Consider the following 18,303-nt stretch of genomic DNA (forward strand, 5'->3'; position numbering starts at 1 on the left):
ATTCCTTTATGATTTGCAAATGAATTACTGATATGTATTAATCGATTGCGACACTTTCCAGTTACCGCCGTCATTGACCAAAGTTACAAGATCAGTCTTCGTAAATCCTTCAAACTGCATGGTTATTCTCGCTACTTTATAATCAACGGAATTTTCTACGATTGTGGTACTCGTTTTACAGTTCAGTTGATCCCCTTTTTGTTTTTTTAAGAATGAAACGACTTCTGAACGACTATTGGTCCGCCCTTCTTTTGCGTTTATCTTTTGTGTGAAATCTGAAGTAAAAAGATTTTCTAGCCCTGCTGATTCACCCGCAGTCATAATCGCTACGTAATGGTCGATAGCTAGCGCTGCTGTCGATAGATTGACAACTGTTTTTTTATTCAGTACTTTTGGTTTTGCGGTCGCCATAGTGAAAGTCGATATTACGATCAAGGCTACTGCTACGAATGTGTTTGCTAAAGTTTTCATAATGTCTTTATTTTTATATTGATGGTTAGTCGTTCTTTTATTGATTCAAAAATAGTTTGTAAATCAATCGAACACGATGACATTTAGACTAAGCTCAGGAAAAACTCGGTGAATACAGGGAATTTATAGGTGAAAATATGTACATCAACCTGAATTGCAATTGCGCCAAATAGCGATACTTTCCAAAATTTATACAAGACGATTAATGAGGGCGATAATGCTACTGATCATTTCAATAAAAACTCTATAAGATGAAGGATCAAACATCATCTTTAGCCGTCTTTCTTCCACCAAAAAAGACCGATAATCAGGATGTGATTTCCTTCAATATTTAACTTTTTGATCCTTATATTTGCAGAAATTAGAGAGGCCGAAAAACGACATCTATCACTTTATTTTGTTTATTAAATGGATATTGAGAAATTACATTACCTACAGACATTCATTCATTATAGCTTACATTTTTTAGCTCCAGGATTACTTTCTTATGTGTTTTTTAGAAAACAATGGAAACGTGCCTGGTTAATCATGATTGCTACAATGCTGGTTGATCTTGATCATTTGTTAGCGACTCCAATATTCGCACCAGATCGTTGCAGTATAGGCTTTCATCCACTTCACTCCTATTATGCAATTGCAGTATACTTTATCTTACTCTTTTTTCCTAAAACTCGAATTATTGCGGTTGGTTTACTCTTTCATATGTTAACAGACTGGCAAGACTGTCAATGGCATTGATCAACAAGATCTTAAAAGGTAATTATTAGATAATCATACCATTGATGATCAGAGAAAAAACAAAGAGCGCAACTATTAATCATAACATCAAGAGCAGACTAAAACCATTATTTTAGAACTGATTCACGTTCATTACCTATTATCGACGGACATTAAAAACTAGACTTTGATATTTATATCCCGAAGCTAAATGAAGCCAATTTTAAAACTAATATTTCTTGCAACAACAGTTCTATTGACAAGTTGCCATTCATCAGCACAATTAAAAGACAACTATTCAACAAAAATTGATAGTTTACTGCTAACTAAAAGTCCACGAGATTTTAGTGGGGTAGTTTACATTGAACAAAATGGAATAACAAAATATGCAAAAGCATACGGACGAGCTGATTTAAGCAAAGAGATCCCCTTAAAAATTGACGACAAGTTTTCTACCATGTCCATAGCCAAACAATTTACCGCAGCACTTATTTTACAGCAAGTAGAAAAGGGGAAAATTGATTTGAAAAAACCTATTCGTAAATATTTGCCTGATTTGAAATATACTTGGGCGGATACCGTCACCGTCCATCAACTGCTCAACAACACTTCAGGATTATACAGCGACGATATAGACAAACCATTGAAATTTAAACCAGGATCTTCATTCAGTTATTCTAATGTGGGTTATTATGTTGCGGGACTTGTTCTTGAAAAACAAAGTGGGAAAAGTTTTGAAGCTTTAGTGACAGCATTATTTAAAAATTGTCACATGAGCGATAGCTATTATCCAAATGAAATCAATAGCCAATTACTAACAAAAGGACATACCATCCTACAAGACGGAACTTTTAGACGCAACGAACAATTAAGTTTTGATGCTAACAATACTTTTGGCAGTCACTTAATTGTTACTGCACCCGATCTTGCAAAATGGAATGCATGTTTACATCAGGGAAAAGTTCTAAAACCTACCATCTACAAAGTGATGACAAGTTATGTTATAACCAACACACATCAGCTTTTCAGTAAAAATCCTATTGGTTACGGCTATGGTTTGCGAATAAATGATAAAGACAGTATTGCTGAAATTGGCCATACAGGATTTCACCCATCAGAAGGTTTTACGGCGGTTAATTTATACTATCCAAAAACAAAAACCAGTGTTATCATAATGGAAAATGTAGGGAATGAAAATTTTGATATTGCCTATCATTTTGAACAGGAAATCAGAAGAATCTTTAAAGAAGGCAATCTTTTGAAATGAAGATGAGGCCTACACTTCATGGCTATTCAAGCAGAAATGTGGGCAATGAAGTATTCATTTTCAAACCTGTTAACTACACATTTTTTAAATAGCTCCGCAAATTTAAAAACTACTATAATAAATACGCTTACCCAATCATAGATAAGCGTATTTATTCTGAATGACAGAACAGTTTAGAACTTCCAAAACGATAAGTTGTCACATACCTTTCGACAACAACTCCGCCGTACTGCGCTCATAACTTCAATAAGACTTGTAAAACCCAAATCTGTCTTAATTCCTAGTAGTAGTACAAGTATCCGCATATAGATTTACAGCAAAAAAGTGACATCCGGTGCATCTCTATCTATAATAGCTGTACTTTTATTTGATGCTTACCGGCCACAAGCTCCACCGCCTGTTGATCTTTTGCATTGCTAGGCGGCGAAAAAGTTGCGGTCGAATTGGCCGGAACTGTTACATCATAAATAACAATATTCTTATTCTTTTTCCATTTTGATACAATATCACCATACGGCGAAACATGTGTAACCTCGGAATGATCCAGTGTTTTCGGAAATATGGGCTTCAGCAGAATATGTTTAAATCCAGGCTGCTCAGGATCTGGTAAAATCCCACCCAAAGATTTAAAAAACCAGCCCCCTATTTCCCCAAACATCATATGGTTATCCGATATATCTCGCTTCGCATCAAGATCCCAATTCTCCAGTAATGTAGTAGCTCCGTTAACGACCCACCATCCCCAAGATGGATAAGAATCTTGAACAGCTACTTTATAAGCGGACTCCTCATAGCCATTATTTTTGAGCGCATTCAGCAGGGCTTTTGCTCCTAATACACCAACATCTAGATGAAAACCGGATTCCTCAACTTTTTTATTCAGATTAAAAGCGACCTTTGTTTTCACATCTTCAGGAACAACATCCCAGTGCAGGGCCATGCTCAATTCAGTCTGCGTTCCACTTCCATAAATTCCGGTAGAGCGATTCAGAAACTTTTCATTAATCGCCTTTTTGATTTTCTTACTCAAACGATCATATTTCTCATAATCATCCTGTTTTCCAAACATTTTCGCAGCAGCAGTCAGAATTGTCGCATCCACATAGAAATAGATGGACGATGTCAATTCTAAATTTGAGGTAGACTTAACAGGTACCCAGTCTCCACGTCCAAAAGTAGTCAGTGCTTCCGGACTGATACGATCTACATAATCGACATAATTCTTAATATTCTGGTAGGAATCTTCCAGAAGCCTGTTATCGCCATAAAACATATATACCTGCCACGGAATAATTGCGATTGTACTGGTCCAGTCCAGTCCGTTTGCATCACCATATCCCCAGCCACCTGTTGGAATAATATCCGGCAAAACACCGTTGGGCTGTTGCTCATCACGGTGATCGGCAATCCATTTTTCATAGACAGTTATTCCGTCAAAATTATAGAATGCTGTTTCGATTGCCAGGTGGCCATCACCCGTCCAGCCATTCTTTTCCCGTTGCGGACAATCCGTAGGATACCCCATGAGATTGGATAAATACGCATTATTAGTAACCTTCCAAAGATCGTTGACCAACTTCGACGACGTCTTAACCTCACCCTTTGCAGGCACATCACTGTGGACAAAATAAGATGTAATATTCAGATCTTTCAAGTCCAATGGTTCACTACTGGATACCTCTACATAACGGAACCCCTTATAGTTAAACTTTGGCATGAACTCATCCTGCTTTTTGCCACTCAGTATTAAAATATCCGTTTGAAAAGGATCAGTCTCTTTGTCACCTCTAAAATAAACATCAATATTAGACTGATCCAGACGTCCATCTTGATGTAATCGTTCTCCGTGTTTAATCTTTAATACCGTTCCTGCTGTCCCACTCGCTTTCACTTTAGTGATGCCTGACATATTCTGTCCCAGGTCAAAAACGTAGGTTTTGTCATCTATTCTTTTAACACTTTTGGGCGTAAAAGTATTTACCATACGAATTGGAACCGTCTGTTGCGCCACAATCAAATCAGCAGGTGCACTACGATACCGCACACCATTCCATTTTGAATCATCAAAATCCGCTTCATCCCATCCTTTCTGCTCCAATCTCGCATCATAATGTTCACCTGTGTAGATACTATTGAATATAATGGGCCCTGAAGAAGTTTTCCAATCGCGCTCTGATGAAATTGTCTCTTCCGTCCCATCGGTATATACAATACGTAAATCCATGCAAAATGTAGGACGGTTGCGCCAAGGCGCATTGTTAAAATCCCATACAGCAAGTGACTGATGATTGTACCAACCATTTCCAAGTATCACTCCAATTGCATTATTTCCACTTTTAATCTGTGCAGTCACATCATGGACAACATATAACAGCCTTTTATCAAATCGCGTGTACATAGGATCGAGGATGTTCTTTCCAACTTTTGCTCCGTTTAATGAAAGCTCATAAAGACCCGCTGCCGCTATATAGGCCCGAGCATACTTAACTGTTTTATTCGTTGTAAACTTTTTGCGAAAATATGGTGCGGGTTTATCATTTTCATTCGCATGATCACTAATCCATGCACCTTTCCAGTTGTACCTTGCCATCATGCCCGTTTCAAAAGAAGCAACGTCCGAACTACTTGGTCTTCCATCCTTATCCCATACAGTAACTTTCCAGAAATATCGTGTCAGTGCATGTAGATCTTTACCCGCATAACGGACAAGAATATTGTCTTTCATCAGTTTGCCAGTATCCCATATATTTCCTTTATTATTGACGATTGACAATGAGTCAGTTCCCACTATAACTTGATAGGCCACTTGCTTAGCCCCCTGCCGATCGTCTTTCAGCATCCAGGTAAATCTGGGTTGCTCCACATCAATACCCAATGGATTGACCAGATGTTCACATTGAAGTGCGATAGGTTCAAAGTCAGCTGCCTTTTTCTGACCATAAAGATTGCAGGAAGCACATAAGCTCACCAGCAATAGTATATTTTTCATTCTTGATTTATTGTTATTCATCTTTTCAATATGCGTATAACTCGTATGAATCATTGGCTTAGGTTTATCTATTTTTCAGATTAGCTATAGGAACGCGCATTCCATGACATCAACCTCAAAAAGATTATGCTAGCAAATTATAATTAGACGTAGATAAAACGGGTTCCAAATAGTATGCAAACAGACCAAATATAAGCATTATTGATACAATAACTGTCCCGTACCAACCTGCTCCTGCACGTTAACAAAACAAATAAGTAAGAAAAGACTAAAGAAGGGGAAATTACACACTGTATTTAAAACTAAATAATTTAAGACAGCTTACCCATTCTAATTTTAGCTACATTCTTGTTCATCAAGTGCCGCACCAAAATACGATACAAAAATTTCTTGATCGGATTTAAGATCTGTTCATGCTTAGCATAAAGCTCATCTGGCGTATCAAATAAACCAAAATCTTCATTTATTCCTTTATCCTGAATATAGGTATTGTTTAAATTCCACTCTATTGGTGGATTTTCAAAATTGCTGGTATATACACCATAACCACAGAAAATCTTTTTACAATCTTCATACTTCTCCTGCAATTTTGACAAATACAGCTTGTCCACAATAACACCTTCCAGCGCGTACCATTGATCACCCACTTGCACTTCTACCCAACTGTGCAAGATGTTTCGAGGTGTAAGTACATACCAGATTCCAGTAATTGCTCCCTTTTGCAGTGCTTTATCAATTGTAAAACCTCGAATGCGATTTGGAATTCCTGTTGCTCTTAGCAATGTCATGAGCAACGTTGCTTTGGTATTGCATTGTCCATAACCATCTTTCAAAATTTCAGAAGCGGAGATATCGTCCGATGCATTGTAGCCGAATTTTATTTCATCCCTCACAAAGTCATAAATGGTTCTGATTTTTGCAACTTCATCAAGTTGTTTCCATCGTCTTTGCGACACTAATTTTTGAATCGACAAGTCGCTATAATTTAATAGCTTGGATTCCTTTAAATAATTGTTCATCCCCATCCCGTTTATATAGCAAAGATCAGTATTTTGAAATGAGGAAAATTGTATAAACTGGCTATTTTAACTTAGATAAAAATTTTGGTGATAATCCGAATGTCTCTTTAAAAGCTCTGTTATAATGTGAACTATCCGTAAAACCAAACTGATGTGCAGTTTCAATTAAAGATTGCGTTTGTACTAAAGACAGAGACTTAATGAGTTTATTCCAGATCTGATAGCGTCTGAAGTTCAAATTTGTCTGCTCCTTAAACAGATGTAAAAAACGGGTTTCAGATAGAAAACAATTATTCGCAATCTCTTTAAGTGAGACGACACGGTCAAAATTTTGTTCTAAATATTGGATGGCTCTATATATTCTGTCATCTCCAACATGATTTTCAGCTTCACAACCGCATTTAAAATCGATCAAAACCTGACAGATTTTGTCCGTAAAATCGGTAAACTCATCTGGGGCTAACAGATAAGAATTAAACACATCCGACAACTTTTTTAAATCATGGTTTAAGCTGGTGATAGAAGTCTTTTGATGTTTTTTTGACAACATATGCCCAACACTACTAAGCGGATTAATTAAAAGAATCAAAGTCGCTTGAGCAGATGTAAATTGATGCAAAACATTACTGTTGATGTAGCAACTTGTAAAATCCTTTTGTGTATTATATTGATCTGTTACAGTCAAATGACCTCGAGAGGCGAGACTGACCTGTATGGCATAATGTTTATGTAGGACGTTATCATCAAACTTTCCAACAAAAAGTCCCCAACTTGGAGTTAAATATGTTTTATTTAGAATTTTATCATTCATTTAAAGATTATTAATCGTTGTAATATGCAAAAAATCTTTGCGTATTCAAAAATAGTACTCGACTTAGAACCTTTAATTCGGTGACATCTGAACGATGCCTGATCATCATAATATTCATACCTTTTTTAATAAAACGCACCTACCACGAAATACTGCAATAACTTTAAATACTTGATCGCGTTATAATTATTCCATTGTGCTTCAGACGATCCATCGTTATAAACTATTTTTAGATTTAAATCATAATCATAATATATTTTTAGGCTCATCACAGCATTATAGTCAATGCTATTTCCCGCCCTAATTTTTGTAAAAAAGCTTATCAGTTTGTGATTCTCATAAGATGCATCATCCTCAACAATTCGATCAATATTTCTAGAAGCTTCAGAACTGGGATCAGATCCATAAGTGCCCCTCAAGAAAAAATTAAGTATTTCAACTCCTTCATCAAGTTTTGTGCTCGCTATCGTTTTCTCCTGCTGATCATATGCTAGCATGAACAACAAACTGAATAAAATAATCAATGCATGATTAGCGATTTTTCCAAGAGTAGAGTCAATAAATTGAATAATCATTTTTAATTTATATTTTTCATGAATCTCAATGCCAACTATTCTACCAAAAACATATTTTACTCATTAACAGGTTATTGAAGAATGATAAGAACAACAGGTTAACCATAATCGGACACTACCTGTTCACAATCGAACAATCTAATCAATGACCCATATTTATATTATGAAAATTCTTTAATTTTATCATCTCCCTTTAAAAGAATTTTTATGAAAGTATACCTTCTGCCGTTTTTATTCGTTCTATTCGCTTGCCAAAATAAAATTGAGAAGCAAACCGGTATAAATGAAAACATTAAAAAAAACTCATTTAACCATATCTCTTTAGAAAAAGATTATGAAGAGATATTACTTGCTATACTGATCTATGATTCTTCATACCATGAATTAATGAAAACTAATAAACCCCAAGCATTTATCAATAATCAATTTATCAAAATTTCAATTGATACACTTAATGATGAATTACCACCATCGCCAAATGGTGTAACAATTAATGAATTACTTACAGTAATAGGTAATACTGCTCTAGATTCTATCGGATATTTTAATCAAACAAACAATTTAAATACGGTTTTTGTACCAAAGGAAATTGCTATTGTATATAAAGTATTGGACGGTAATAAATTAAAAATGCCAGAATATTATTTTTCAAGATATGATTTCCACATACCTATCTTATCACATAATGGAAAAAAAGCCTTTGTATCCCTAGATTACAATTGCGGGCCTCTTTGTGGAGGAGGATCAAATTTTATCCTTAACAAAATTAAAGATAAATGGATCGTCGTTAAACATAATGCTACATGGATTTCTTAATATTTCATCAAGGAAATAAAATCTAATTGTCCACATTGGGCATAATCAATTAAAATGCAACAAAATTTGAAATTAACCTTGAAATATATTACCTTTAGTATGAAACCAAAAGCGGGTTTAGGGCTGTACTTAAAGGCTTTATCACGCATAATTATAAATCATTAATTACAAACAATGGATAATTTAAAAAATTATAAGTTCGGTGTATTCTATTATAACCCTTCAGACCCTCGTCTATTAGTACCTAAAACACGCTCGAGTATACACGGATACACATTGAATTTTGCAAAACCCATCAGTTCTGTCATATTGGGCATATTCATCTTCCCTGCTGTAGCACTTCTTTACCTAATTTTCAGAAGCTAACTATTTTAAAATATCATTAAGAGCATAAGCACTTTCCTAAACAATAAGATGCGATTAAAAACGCTCTAGAAAAGCTTGAATGAAAGTTATTATATTGATTTACGACAGAATTTTTCATTAAAACTGCGGGGACAACATTGATAATTTTAATAAAATTAACGAAGCTTTATGTAAAAAAAGTTAGGGGAACGAATAAATATATGAAACAATGTTCGCTATTATTTTCATAAAAAAGGTTCAATCACCGCGATTGAACCTTTAGAACTTTAAGTATAGAAAAAATAAAAGCTCCCAAAATTTAGAGAATAAAAATATCTTTGGCTTCAGCGGCTGCGGAATATTATTCTTCAAGTAATTGTTTAAGTAAAAGCAGTTTCTGTATTACCCATGATACAATTACTGCATTGAAAAAAAACTACAGGATAATAACGTTCTAACTGACACAGCATCCCTTTCATCCCTAATCTTATCATTTCTTTACGATTAAATATCTTTAGGACTTATCTCTTGAAGCACTTCAATCAATTTCGCCGCTGTTGGACCAGCGGATAGTGGGTTCTGCCCGGTAACCAAGTTTCCATCGCGCACCACATGCGGTACAAAAGGTACCGGAGCCGAACCGAATGAAGCTCCCAATTCTTTTAATCTGGATTCTAATTTAAAAGGGATATAATCACTTCGCATTACGAGATTTTCCTCCATATTAGTAAAAGCAGTCACGTGCTTACCAACCAAGAAATCAGGATCTGTTTGTGCAAGGGCGACTAAAGCCGCAGGACCATGACACACAGCCCCGATCGGTTTATGCTCTTTGATAAAGTCCGCCAGTAAACGTGACACCTCAGGATGTCGAGCCAGATCCCATAAAGGACCGTGCCCCCCTGGAATAAAAACACCATCAAAGGCAGAAGATTGAACGCTTTCCAATTGAACGGTATTCTTAAATCTTTGCTGTGCGTTTTCATCATCCAGAAACTTACGGTTATCACTAGTCAAGTGTTCGGTTAACTTACTCATCGGATCAAGAGGTGGTTCACCTCCCAATGGACTGGCCAAAAGAACTTGATATCCGGCCTCTTCAAATTTATAATAAGGGTCTGTCATTTCACCTAACCATACCCCAGTTTTACTATCTGTCCCATCCATTCTATCATGGGAGCTCAATATCATGAGTATATTCCGTTTATTTTCCATTTTAAAAATCCTTTAAGTAAACATGGATGCCAATAGACAGAGATAACAATTCGAACAAAGCAAAGTTTGCAGGCATACTACCTAATCTAGGACAATAAATACCTCAAATGTCACTTAATGAACATCTACACAACAGTAGGATTTTCATTCAATCCGAGAATTCTTTAGTCAAAGATCACCAACACGGTGCAAACCCCAAACAATGTATTTGATAATATGTCATACTTCACAGAACACTTAACAAATCACATAGCACTTACGGTCGATTTCAAAATAGTTTTACAGAATAACGATTACCACAACTGAACGATGTCCCGAAACACAATACAATGTGCACGAAAAACATAATTACAATCTGTAAAAGGCCGGTATATTTGTTTAAAATTTACAGATTTGAAACAATTGACCATATCCATACTCTTGATGACGTTCTTATTCCAGACGTTTAGCAAAATAGGTATGCTCGTTGATTACAAATTAAACAGGATCGAATACCTTAAATCCTGTCAGAACATTGATAAACCGCTTCTACACTGCAACGGGCAATGCGTACTCATGAAAAAACTGAAGAAGCAGGCTGAAAAAGAAGCAAAACAAGCAACCGTTAACTTAGAACAGTTAGCTTCTATTCATCATCTTGACACCTTCGAATTTCCGAAAAATAATCACATTGCACGACGTATTACCAAGCACTATCCACAAGATATGAGCTATACTTTCCTTTTTGCAGAAACAATTTTCCACCCACCCCTCTTTTCCATCTAGTTGCAAAAAAACAAGTGACATCATCTGTCATTTGAGTCTTTTCATTTTTCACATTAATTGATACCTATATAGGCTATCCAGTACACGCTATTCATTATTTTGAATAGATACGCTGTATCGTATTCATTTTGAGCAATAGCTATTGCACAGATTAGCCATATACAAAATCATTAGTCATAACACGAAGATAAATGTTATCAAAATATAAACATACACTTCTTGGCTGTGTATCTATTGCGCTGTTCATGGGTGTGGTAGGATGCACATCATCCAACCAAAATAGAGAACTGCCTATTTTAGGAGAGCAAGAAATTATTTCCACTTCAAAAGATGGTATTACACAAATGGATACCCTATACCATCATATACCTGAATTTCGCTTTGTCGATCAAGATAGTAACTGGATCAGCAACGAAGATTTAACTGGTAAAATATACCTTGCCGATTTCTTTTTCACCCGCTGTCCGACCATTTGTCCGATCATGTCAAAAAACATGCTGGAGGTGGCTAAGCATTTTCAGCATGAACCACGCTTCGCTATTATATCTCATACCATCGATCCCGATCATGATACACCGTCGGTTCTGAAAACTTATGCACAAAAATTGGGTGCACCAGACTTGTGGAAATTTGTTAATGGCCCAAAATCAACAGTATATGACATCGCGGGAGCTGCAGGTTATTTTTCATTCGCAACAGAAAGCCCTGAATCGCCAGGGGGCTTTGACCATAGTGGAGTATTTACACTCGTAGATGGAAAAGGTCATGTGCGAGGTGTATACAGTGGTATTGAAATGGACTCAGTCCAAGTTGCAATACAAGACATTCAGCTATTATTAGACAAACGTTAACCGATTAAAATAACATCAATAAATATGCATACAATAAAACTAAACACACTCATATTTCTGGGACTGACAACCGTATACAGCTGTAATAACGCCACAAAACCCAATCCATCTCAGATAGAAAATCAGAGTGTTACTGATAATTCCGATCTATCTAAGATGATCATGCTAGCAGATACAACCTTTGAAGGACATCAGGTATCGCTCTGGACCCCGGATAGTCTGACCAATAAATTTGAAAGCCTATACCTGAAGTTTGAAGATGGAAAAGGAAATCCGGTATCGGATCTAGCAGTGGACTATGAAATTAAGATGGATATGGGTATGATGGCACATAGCGGTCCTTATTCCCCTCTCGTAAACAAGGGTAGAGGTATCTATCAAGCGGATGTGGTATTTATCATGGCCAACATGAAAGATATGGGCAAAGGCTGGTTATTTAAAACCTTTCTCAAAGGCAAAGATAAAACGGATACACTAACTTTTGCGCTACCTGTCCAACAAACTACTATACCACGCACAATACCTACTGGTACAGCAACAGATGATCGTGTATTTGTATCCTGTTTACTTCCTCCTGAACTGCCGGCAGAAAAACACAAGATCGAATTTGCTTTACATAAAATGGACAAGGAAAACTTCACAGAGCTTAATGACTATACCATAGCCGTAGAAACATTTATGCCCGCAATGAAACACGGTTCTTCAGAGAATGAAAATGCGGTAAATAAAGGTAACGGACGCTATTCTGGAATAGTCAATTTCACGATGCCTGGCGAATGGATCGTAAAAGTAAAGCTCCTTAAAAATGGAGAATCCGTAGCTCAGGATAGCCTAGTTTACCCGATCAAGATAAAATAAAGAGCAATCCTATTCAAAAAAATAATCAAAGAAAATGAAAAACTATTTAAAACAAGGAGTATGCAGCCTCCTCTCGTGCATCTTTTTATTAACAGCTTGTGAAAAAGAAACAGTCGTTCAACCTAACATTGATGCAGCATCAGGTAGTACCACTTTAATATTTGATGCCCGATATGGTGATGCTGACTTCGAATTGAACAAAGCATATGATTATAAATTCACCAATACCACAGGACAATTCGACTTTAAATATGAATTTAATCAACTGCGCTATTGGGTGAGCAACGTTCGTTTAGTCAATGCTGCTGGTGAAGAATTTAAAGTGCCTGAATCCTACTATCTCATCGAGGAAAATGTTGAAATTCCAATACAGGACGGATCCTTCGGTAAGAAATATCCTGCAAATAAAAGAGAGCAGATTAAAATCGCAGCGATACCCGCCGGTGAATATACGGCAGTAAAATTTGCTATCGGAGTTGATTCAAAATACAACGACAATCTGACCTTGCGCGCTGGAGAATTATCCGCTCTCAATGGTATGGCTTTTGAAAGCTGGATGTGGCTCACCAGTTACAAATTCTTTGTCTTAAATGGAAAAATGACCTGGGTAAAAGCATCTCCAGAAGCTCCGGCTTTACAAACATTCTTTTGGGACTTCGCTTCCAATGATCTCTATGCTGAAAAAGAGATCAAGCTAGACAAAGCAATCACGATTAATGCTCAAATGACGACCAATATCAACATGGAAATGGATGTTAAAAAAGTAATCGACATTGAAAACCCTTGGTCCAACAGGTTGATCAGTGCTTCCCAAAAAGAGCTGATGACACAACTAAAAAACAATTTGCTGACAAAGGCTATCACTTTAAAAAGCACAACTGCTACCGCAACCAAGAAATAAGATGAATAAAAACAGAGGTTTACAAGTAGGAGCCATCATTTGCTTTGTAGTGAGTGTATTGATGCTATCGTGTCAAAAAGAGCAACAGGGCACCCTGGAAAATGACCAAGCTCCTACCCCTTTGTTATTAAAAATTCCGCCACATTTCCCCAGACCAATCGAAATGCCTGATAATCCACTCACAGTCGAAGGAGTACATTTAGGTCGGCAGTTGTTTTATGACCCTTTGTTATCTGCAAATATGCAAGTCAGTTGTGCAAGCTGTCATCATCAAGAACGAGCATTTGCAGATGGAGTGGCCCTTACTGCGGCTGGTGTATCTGGAAAGAAGCTGGAGAGACACTCCCCGACTTTAATCAACTTGGCATGGGCAGATCAAGGATTTTTCTGGGACGGTGGAGCCAAAAATTTGGAATCCCAGGCCTTTGGACCGCTTACACATGCCGATGAAATGGGAATGTCCTTAGTCACTTTGGCCAACCGTCTGATGGCTAGTGAACTTTACGTCAACTTATTTCAGCAAGCTTTTAATGAAAAACCATCAGCACAGGGTGCCGCAAAAGCATTGGCGCAATTCCAGCGAACCTTGATATCGGCCAGTTCACGTTATGACAGTTATCGAAGTGGACAAGATATGCAGGCGCTCACAGCAAGTGAACAACGTGGCATGCATCTCGTCATACAAAAATGTGGTGGATGCCATCGTGGTGAACTGTTCACAGACAATGCTTTCCATAATAATGGTATTGACGATGACTTTACCGATGACTCGAACGAATGGATACATCGCGGACGTTATCGCATATCTTTTAATCCAGGAGATCTCGGAGCCTTTAAGACACCAACACTGAGAAACATAACACGCTCTGCCCCATATATGCACGATGGAAGATTTACATCGCTTGATCAGGTGTTGCAACACTACAGATCCGGTATTAAGCATAGCCCGGTCACAGACCGACTTCTTTACGATCAAAATGAAAACCCTGGCATAGCAATGAGCGATGGGGAAATGAACGATATAAAATCCTTCTTGGAGGCACTTACAGATGAGATATTTTTAAATGAAACCAATTTTTCTAATCCGCATAAAAATGAAAACAGAAAAAAATAACATAAACAATAAAATCGTACTTACAGCGATGATGTTACTCTTCATCGCCCTTATAACTGCCTGCAGTAAAAAAGATGCACCAGCTCCTGATGCCGAAAAGACCGGGCAGTTTTCCATCGAATTTGACAACATTGTAGGTGAAGAAACTTTAGGCTTCGAACCCCGGGTTTATAAAAATGCAAAGGGAGAATCCTTTAGAATTAAATTACTACAATACTTCATCAGCAACATCAAACTCTATAAAGCAGATGGCAGCAGCTATACAGTACCTCAGGATGACAGTTATTTCTTAGTAAATGCAGCAGATCGTACCACACGATTTACGAAAGTAAAAGTACCCGAAGGAAACTATGAAAAAGTCGAATTTATCATTGGAGTGGACAGTTTACGAAATACAATGCCCGTCGAAAAGCGGACTGGTGTATTGTCCTTTAATCCAGAAGAAGGACACGAAGGTGGAGGTATGTATTGGGGATGGAACAGCGGTTATATCTTCTTTAAGATGGAAGGTTACTGCGATTTGATCTCCGACAATCAACAGGGAGATCCCACTGGAAATAAACAGTTCAAATACCATATCGGTGGGTTTGGAGGTTACAATGCCCCTACCTTGAACAATATCAAGACAATTACAGTAGATCTTAAAACTGCGGGCATAGCGCAGGTCAGAGCAGGCTTGCGCAGTAATGTCCACCTGTTTGTTGATATCATGAAAATATTCAATGGCCCCCATACATTCAGCATCGTCGAGCATCCCAATGTCATGTTCAGCGAATACAGTGTCAATATTGCCAATAACTTCCCACATTTTTTCACACATGATCACACTGAAAATTTTGTAAAGAGTGAAGACGAATTATAAAAGATGAAAAAAATATTCGTACTAATTGGAATTGTAGTCCTCGTATGGGCATGCAAGAAAGGTGAAGATACACTACCGGAACTCTTCACAGGCTTTGTAAAGCCAAATAATTTTCCGGAGCCAGTTTATAATTTTACTAGAAACGCGATCACAAAAGATGGATTTGAACTAGGTAAACGCCTCTTTTTCGAACCGCGCTTATCCCGTAATAATACCATCGCCTGTGGCAGTTGCCACATCCAGTCTGCTGCATTCACCCATCATGGTCACGATGTGAGCCATGGTATTGACGATCGGCTAGGCATACGCAATCCCATGCCTATTATGAACATGGCCTGGCAAAAAGAATTCTTTTGGGACGGAGGTGTATTTGATTTAGATCTTGCAGCAGTAAATGCGATCACAAACCCTGTTGAAATGGATGAAACAGTGCCCAACGTGCTCAAAAAATTAAGAGCACATCCCGACTACCCAACACTGTTTAAAAAAGCATTTGGAACAGATGAAATAACAGATGCACGTTTTTTCAAAGCCCTATCGCAATACATGCTCATGGCTGTAAGCAGCAACGCCAAATACGATCATGTGATGCGCAAAGAACCAGGTTATGCCTTTACCGAACAGGAAGAAAAAGGCTATCTATTCTATCAGAAAAATTGTTCCTCATGCCACAGCGAACCTTTATTCACCGACAGAAGCTACCGTAATAATGGGCTTGCACCCAATAGAGTAAATGACACGGGTCGTGATTCCGTCACGTTAAATGCCGCTGACCGATATAAATTCAAAGTGCCTAGCCTTCGCAACATTTCCTATACCGCCCCTTATATGCACGATGGGCGTTTCCTGACCTTAAACCGGGTCATTGAACATTATCGTACAGGCATGGTCGACTCTCCGACCCTCGATCCTATTTTTAGACAGGCTGACGGCTCTCTGGGCATAAAAATGACAGAAGAGCAGAAGGATAATCTTATCGCTTTTCTAAAAACATTGGATGACCGTGATTTTCTCACAAATAAACTACTGGCAGAACCAGAAATAAAATCAGGATTTGTTGTGAATTAGGCAAGTTCCTTCGTCATTTAAACCATACATTTTAATGAATAATATCATAAAATAAGACACAAATGAATAACGATAATCGAAAAAGTAAAGCAATAATTTACACCTTATTAACCATCATGGCATGTGGCCTAATGATCCCCTTATCAAAAGCCTGTGACATCTGTGGATGTGGCGTAGGTAGTTATTACATCGGCATCCTCCCCGATTTCAACAAGCGGTTTATAGGGCTAAGATATCAGCATAAATCACTGCTTTCGCACTTAGGTCCTACCGGCAACCGGACTCCAATTACCGCCGATGAAACTTATCAAAGCATGGAAATGTGGGGAGCTTGGAATATTGGTCAGCGTTGGCGAGTCATGGCAATTTTGCCCTATAACTTCAATACGCGCAACATAAAGGGCAGCGGAGAACAAGGGAAAAAAAATGGAATGGGTGATGTCGTAGCGATGGGCTATTACAAAATATTTGAAGAGGCGAAAGGCACCGCATCCAATAAAATGCTCGTCCACTCCCTCTGGATAGGTGCTGGTGTCAAAGCCCCTACTGGAAGGTATGATGCCGGTGAACGCAGTAATGCCGCACAGGACTCGCCAAACAATTTCCAACTAGGAACCGCCAGTACAGATTTTATGTTCAATCTCGCCTATGATGTAAGGCTCATGGATCTGGGCGTGAATGTCAATACAACCTATAAACTGAATACGGAAAACAAATACGATTACAGGTATGCTAATAAATTTACAGCCAATGCACTCGCGTACTATAAATTTAATGTGAAGAATAAAGTACGCATAGCGCCAAACGCCGGCATCACTTATGAAACACAGCCACAGGATGTCGTATTCGGCAAATATGATGTCGCACAATCTGGAGGAAATTCCACGACCGGTATAGTGGGTGTAGAAGTCAATATGGGGAAAATATCATTTGGTGGAAATTATCAATCTCCCTTAAATCAAAATCTTGCAGGAGGGCGTGTTGAAGCTGGCAATCGGTTTTTAACTCATTTGTCCTTTAGCTTTTAACACAAATTATGAAAATATTACTAAAAAAATGTAGCAATCACTAAAACCAATAACTTATGAAATTTATCAGTACACTTTTCATGCTCCTATCCTGCTGCACATTGGGTATGATCGCCTGTCAGACCAACAACACCAACGACTCCAAGACTAAAATTGGAGAATCTGAAACGGAAGAAAAAACAACTGTAACACCGATAACAGACTTTCTAAAACAAGGAAACAAAGGTATTGGGAGCATCACAAGTTTCGAGCACAAACCATTCGATCAAAAATTAGCCGATGAAGGCAATAAATTATTTATTGTTAAGTGCACCATGTGTCATGAAATCAAGGAAGATAAAATAGGTCCAGCACTTTATGGCGTCACAAAAAAAAGAACGCCAGAATGGATGATGAACATGATCTTGAATCCCGATAAGATGTTAGCGGAGGACCCTGATGCGCAATTACTCAGTAAATCTTACGTCGGAACAATGACCGCGTTAGGACTGCAAACCCAAGAAGCAATAGCAATTCTGGAATACCTCAGACAGGAAGATTCCAAATAGTCATTTACAGCTCCTCTATCAAGGAAAAATGAACTGTAAACAATAGTATCAATAAAGGAAGCAGCAACCTTTATTACGATAGC

General features: G+C 37.7%; 19 protein-coding genes. 13 read left to right on the forward strand and 6 right to left on the reverse strand.

Going from position 1 to position 18,303, the window contains the following annotated elements:
- Positions 1-24 precede the first annotated feature (24 nt).
- Positions 25-471 (reverse strand): nuclear transport factor 2 family protein, encoded by a 447-nt coding sequence (locus FHR29_RS08430; protein WP_183913759.1) that lies wholly within the window; start codon positions 469-471, stop codon positions 25-27.
- A 408-nt stretch (positions 472-879) separates the two neighbouring features.
- On the opposite strand from FHR29_RS08430, the gene FHR29_RS08435 reads away from it, so the two are divergent.
- Together FHR29_RS08435 and FHR29_RS08440 are read left to right on the forward strand one after the other, a co-directional pair.
- Complete coding sequence (locus FHR29_RS08435; protein WP_183913761.1) at positions 880-1,209, forward strand: DUF6122 family protein; 330 nt, start codon at positions 880-882, stop codon at positions 1,207-1,209.
- Positions 1,210-1,399: 190 nt separating this feature from the next.
- Entirely contained in the window at positions 1,400-2,455 is a 1,056-nt protein-coding gene (locus tag FHR29_RS08440; protein ID WP_183913763.1) for a serine hydrolase, read from the forward strand.
- A gap of 346 nt (positions 2,456-2,801) precedes the next feature.
- Here the strand turns inward: FHR29_RS08440 and FHR29_RS08445 are convergent, their stop codons facing one another.
- The 4 genes from FHR29_RS08445 to FHR29_RS08460 all read right to left on the reverse strand — a co-directional run bounded on the left by FHR29_RS08445 (position 2,802) and on the right by FHR29_RS08460 (position 7,849).
- Positions 2,802-5,498: an alpha-L-rhamnosidase gene (locus FHR29_RS08445; RefSeq protein WP_260291973.1), complete on the reverse strand. Its 2,697-nt coding sequence runs from the start codon at positions 5,496-5,498 to the stop codon at positions 2,802-2,804.
- 257 nt (positions 5,499-5,755) lie between these two features.
- Positions 5,756-6,463 carry a transglutaminase family protein gene (locus FHR29_RS08450; RefSeq protein ID WP_183913765.1) on the reverse strand — a complete coding sequence of 236 codons (708 nt, stop codon included), beginning with the start codon at positions 6,461-6,463 and terminating at the stop codon, positions 5,756-5,758.
- Positions 6,464-6,524: 61 nt separating this feature from the next.
- A complete protein-coding gene (locus FHR29_RS08455) occupies positions 6,525-7,274 on the reverse strand; it encodes an AraC family transcriptional regulator (protein ID WP_183913767.1) in 750 nt (249 codons plus the stop codon).
- Positions 7,275-7,399: 125 nt separating this feature from the next.
- Positions 7,400-7,849, reverse strand: coding sequence for a hypothetical protein (locus FHR29_RS08460; protein ID WP_183913769.1), 450 nt, complete (start codon positions 7,847-7,849; stop codon positions 7,400-7,402).
- 207 nt (positions 7,850-8,056) lie between these two features.
- On the opposite strand from FHR29_RS08460, the gene FHR29_RS08465 reads away from it, so the two are divergent.
- Together FHR29_RS08465 and FHR29_RS08470 are read left to right on the forward strand one after the other, a co-directional pair.
- Entirely contained in the window at positions 8,057-8,665 is a 609-nt protein-coding gene (locus FHR29_RS08465) for a hypothetical protein (protein ID WP_183913771.1), read from the forward strand.
- Positions 8,666-8,839: 174 nt separating this feature from the next.
- Positions 8,840-9,031, forward strand: a complete 192-nt coding sequence (locus FHR29_RS08470) for a hypothetical protein (RefSeq protein ID WP_084825366.1) — start codon at positions 8,840-8,842, stop codon at positions 9,029-9,031.
- A gap of 483 nt (positions 9,032-9,514) precedes the next feature.
- Here the strand turns inward: FHR29_RS08470 and FHR29_RS08475 are convergent, their stop codons facing one another.
- The gene (locus FHR29_RS08475) at positions 9,515-10,225 is read right to left on the reverse strand and encodes a type 1 glutamine amidotransferase domain-containing protein (protein WP_183913773.1); all 711 of its coding nucleotides are present in this window, start codon (positions 10,223-10,225) and stop codon (positions 9,515-9,517) included.
- 555 nt (positions 10,226-10,780) lie between these two features.
- Here FHR29_RS08475 and FHR29_RS08480 point away from each other — a divergent pair.
- The 9 genes from FHR29_RS08480 (at position 10,781) to FHR29_RS08520 (ending at position 18,220) form a co-directional block, all read left to right on the forward strand.
- Positions 10,781-10,990, forward strand: coding sequence for a hypothetical protein (locus FHR29_RS08480; RefSeq protein WP_183913776.1), 210 nt, complete (start codon positions 10,781-10,783; stop codon positions 10,988-10,990).
- Between the two features lie 191 nt (positions 10,991-11,181).
- Positions 11,182-11,841 (forward strand): SCO family protein, encoded by a 660-nt coding sequence (locus FHR29_RS08485; RefSeq protein WP_260291976.1) that lies wholly within the window; start codon positions 11,182-11,184, stop codon positions 11,839-11,841.
- A 24-nt stretch (positions 11,842-11,865) separates the two neighbouring features.
- Complete coding sequence (locus FHR29_RS08490) at positions 11,866-12,699, forward strand: FixH family protein (protein WP_183913778.1); 834 nt, start codon at positions 11,866-11,868, stop codon at positions 12,697-12,699.
- A gap of 34 nt (positions 12,700-12,733) precedes the next feature.
- Positions 12,734-13,600: an MbnP family protein gene (locus FHR29_RS08495; protein WP_183913780.1), complete on the forward strand. Its 867-nt coding sequence runs from the start codon at positions 12,734-12,736 to the stop codon at positions 13,598-13,600.
- Between the two features lies 1 nt (position 13,601).
- Positions 13,602-14,714, forward strand: coding sequence for a cytochrome-c peroxidase (locus FHR29_RS08500; RefSeq protein WP_221197826.1), 1,113 nt, complete (start codon positions 13,602-13,604; stop codon positions 14,712-14,714).
- The gene (locus FHR29_RS08505) at positions 14,695-15,576 is read left to right on the forward strand and encodes an MbnP family protein (RefSeq protein WP_183913782.1); all 882 of its coding nucleotides are present in this window, start codon (positions 14,695-14,697) and stop codon (positions 15,574-15,576) included. The genes FHR29_RS08500 and FHR29_RS08505 overlap by 20 nt, the downstream gene beginning before the upstream one ends.
- A gap of 3 nt (positions 15,577-15,579) precedes the next feature.
- Positions 15,580-16,644, forward strand: a complete 1,065-nt coding sequence (locus FHR29_RS08510; protein WP_183913784.1) for a cytochrome-c peroxidase — start codon at positions 15,580-15,582, stop codon at positions 16,642-16,644.
- Between the two features lie 116 nt (positions 16,645-16,760).
- Positions 16,761-17,672 (forward strand): transporter, encoded by a 912-nt coding sequence (locus FHR29_RS08515; RefSeq protein WP_132840622.1) that lies wholly within the window; start codon positions 16,761-16,763, stop codon positions 17,670-17,672.
- Between the two features lie 56 nt (positions 17,673-17,728).
- On the forward strand, positions 17,729-18,220 hold the full coding sequence (locus FHR29_RS08520; protein WP_260291978.1) for a cytochrome c family protein: 492 nt from the start codon (positions 17,729-17,731) through the stop codon (positions 18,218-18,220).
- Positions 18,221-18,303 lie beyond the last annotated feature (83 nt).

The organism is Sphingobacterium sp. JUb56 (assembly GCF_014191365.1).
GTDB lineage: Bacteria > Bacteroidota > Bacteroidia > Sphingobacteriales > Sphingobacteriaceae > Sphingobacterium > Sphingobacterium anhuiense.

Coding starts and splice junctions, on each gene's coding strand:
- FHR29_RS08505 (WP_183913782.1), top strand. CDS start 14,695: ATGAAAACAGAAAAAAATAACATAAACAATAAAATCGTACTTACAGCG.
- FHR29_RS08500 (WP_221197826.1), top strand. CDS start 13,602: ATGAATAAAAACAGAGGTTTACAAGTAGGAGCCATCATTTGCTTTGTA.
- FHR29_RS08435 (WP_183913761.1), top strand. CDS start 880: ATGGATATTGAGAAATTACATTACCTACAGACATTCATTCATTATAGC.
- FHR29_RS08430 (WP_183913759.1), bottom strand. CDS start 471: ATGAAAACTTTAGCAAACACATTCGTAGCAGTAGCCTTGATCGTAATA.
- FHR29_RS08485 (WP_260291976.1), top strand. CDS start 11,182: ATGTTATCAAAATATAAACATACACTTCTTGGCTGTGTATCTATTGCG.
- FHR29_RS08490 (WP_183913778.1), top strand. CDS start 11,866: ATGCATACAATAAAACTAAACACACTCATATTTCTGGGACTGACAACC.
- FHR29_RS08475 (WP_183913773.1), bottom strand. CDS start 10,225: ATGGAAAATAAACGGAATATACTCATGATATTGAGCTCCCATGATAGA.
- FHR29_RS08465 (WP_183913771.1), top strand. CDS start 8,057: ATGAAAGTATACCTTCTGCCGTTTTTATTCGTTCTATTCGCTTGCCAA.
- FHR29_RS08515 (WP_132840622.1), top strand. CDS start 16,761: ATGGCATGTGGCCTAATGATCCCCTTATCAAAAGCCTGTGACATCTGT.
- FHR29_RS08520 (WP_260291978.1), top strand. CDS start 17,729: ATGAAATTTATCAGTACACTTTTCATGCTCCTATCCTGCTGCACATTG.
- FHR29_RS08495 (WP_183913780.1), top strand. CDS start 12,734: ATGAAAAACTATTTAAAACAAGGAGTATGCAGCCTCCTCTCGTGCATC.
- FHR29_RS08440 (WP_183913763.1), top strand. CDS start 1,400: ATGAAGCCAATTTTAAAACTAATATTTCTTGCAACAACAGTTCTATTG.
- FHR29_RS08480 (WP_183913776.1), top strand. CDS start 10,781: ATGAAAAAACTGAAGAAGCAGGCTGAAAAAGAAGCAAAACAAGCAACC.
- FHR29_RS08510 (WP_183913784.1), top strand. CDS start 15,580: ATGAAAAAAATATTCGTACTAATTGGAATTGTAGTCCTCGTATGGGCA.
- FHR29_RS08450 (WP_183913765.1), bottom strand. CDS start 6,463: ATGAACAATTATTTAAAGGAATCCAAGCTATTAAATTATAGCGACTTG.
- FHR29_RS08470 (WP_084825366.1), top strand. CDS start 8,840: ATGGATAATTTAAAAAATTATAAGTTCGGTGTATTCTATTATAACCCT.
- FHR29_RS08460 (WP_183913769.1), bottom strand. CDS start 7,849: ATGATTATTCAATTTATTGACTCTACTCTTGGAAAAATCGCTAATCAT.
- FHR29_RS08445 (WP_260291973.1), bottom strand. CDS start 5,498: ATGATTCATACGAGTTATACGCATATTGAAAAGATGAATAACAATAAA.
- FHR29_RS08455 (WP_183913767.1), bottom strand. CDS start 7,274: ATGAATGATAAAATTCTAAATAAAACATATTTAACTCCAAGTTGGGGA.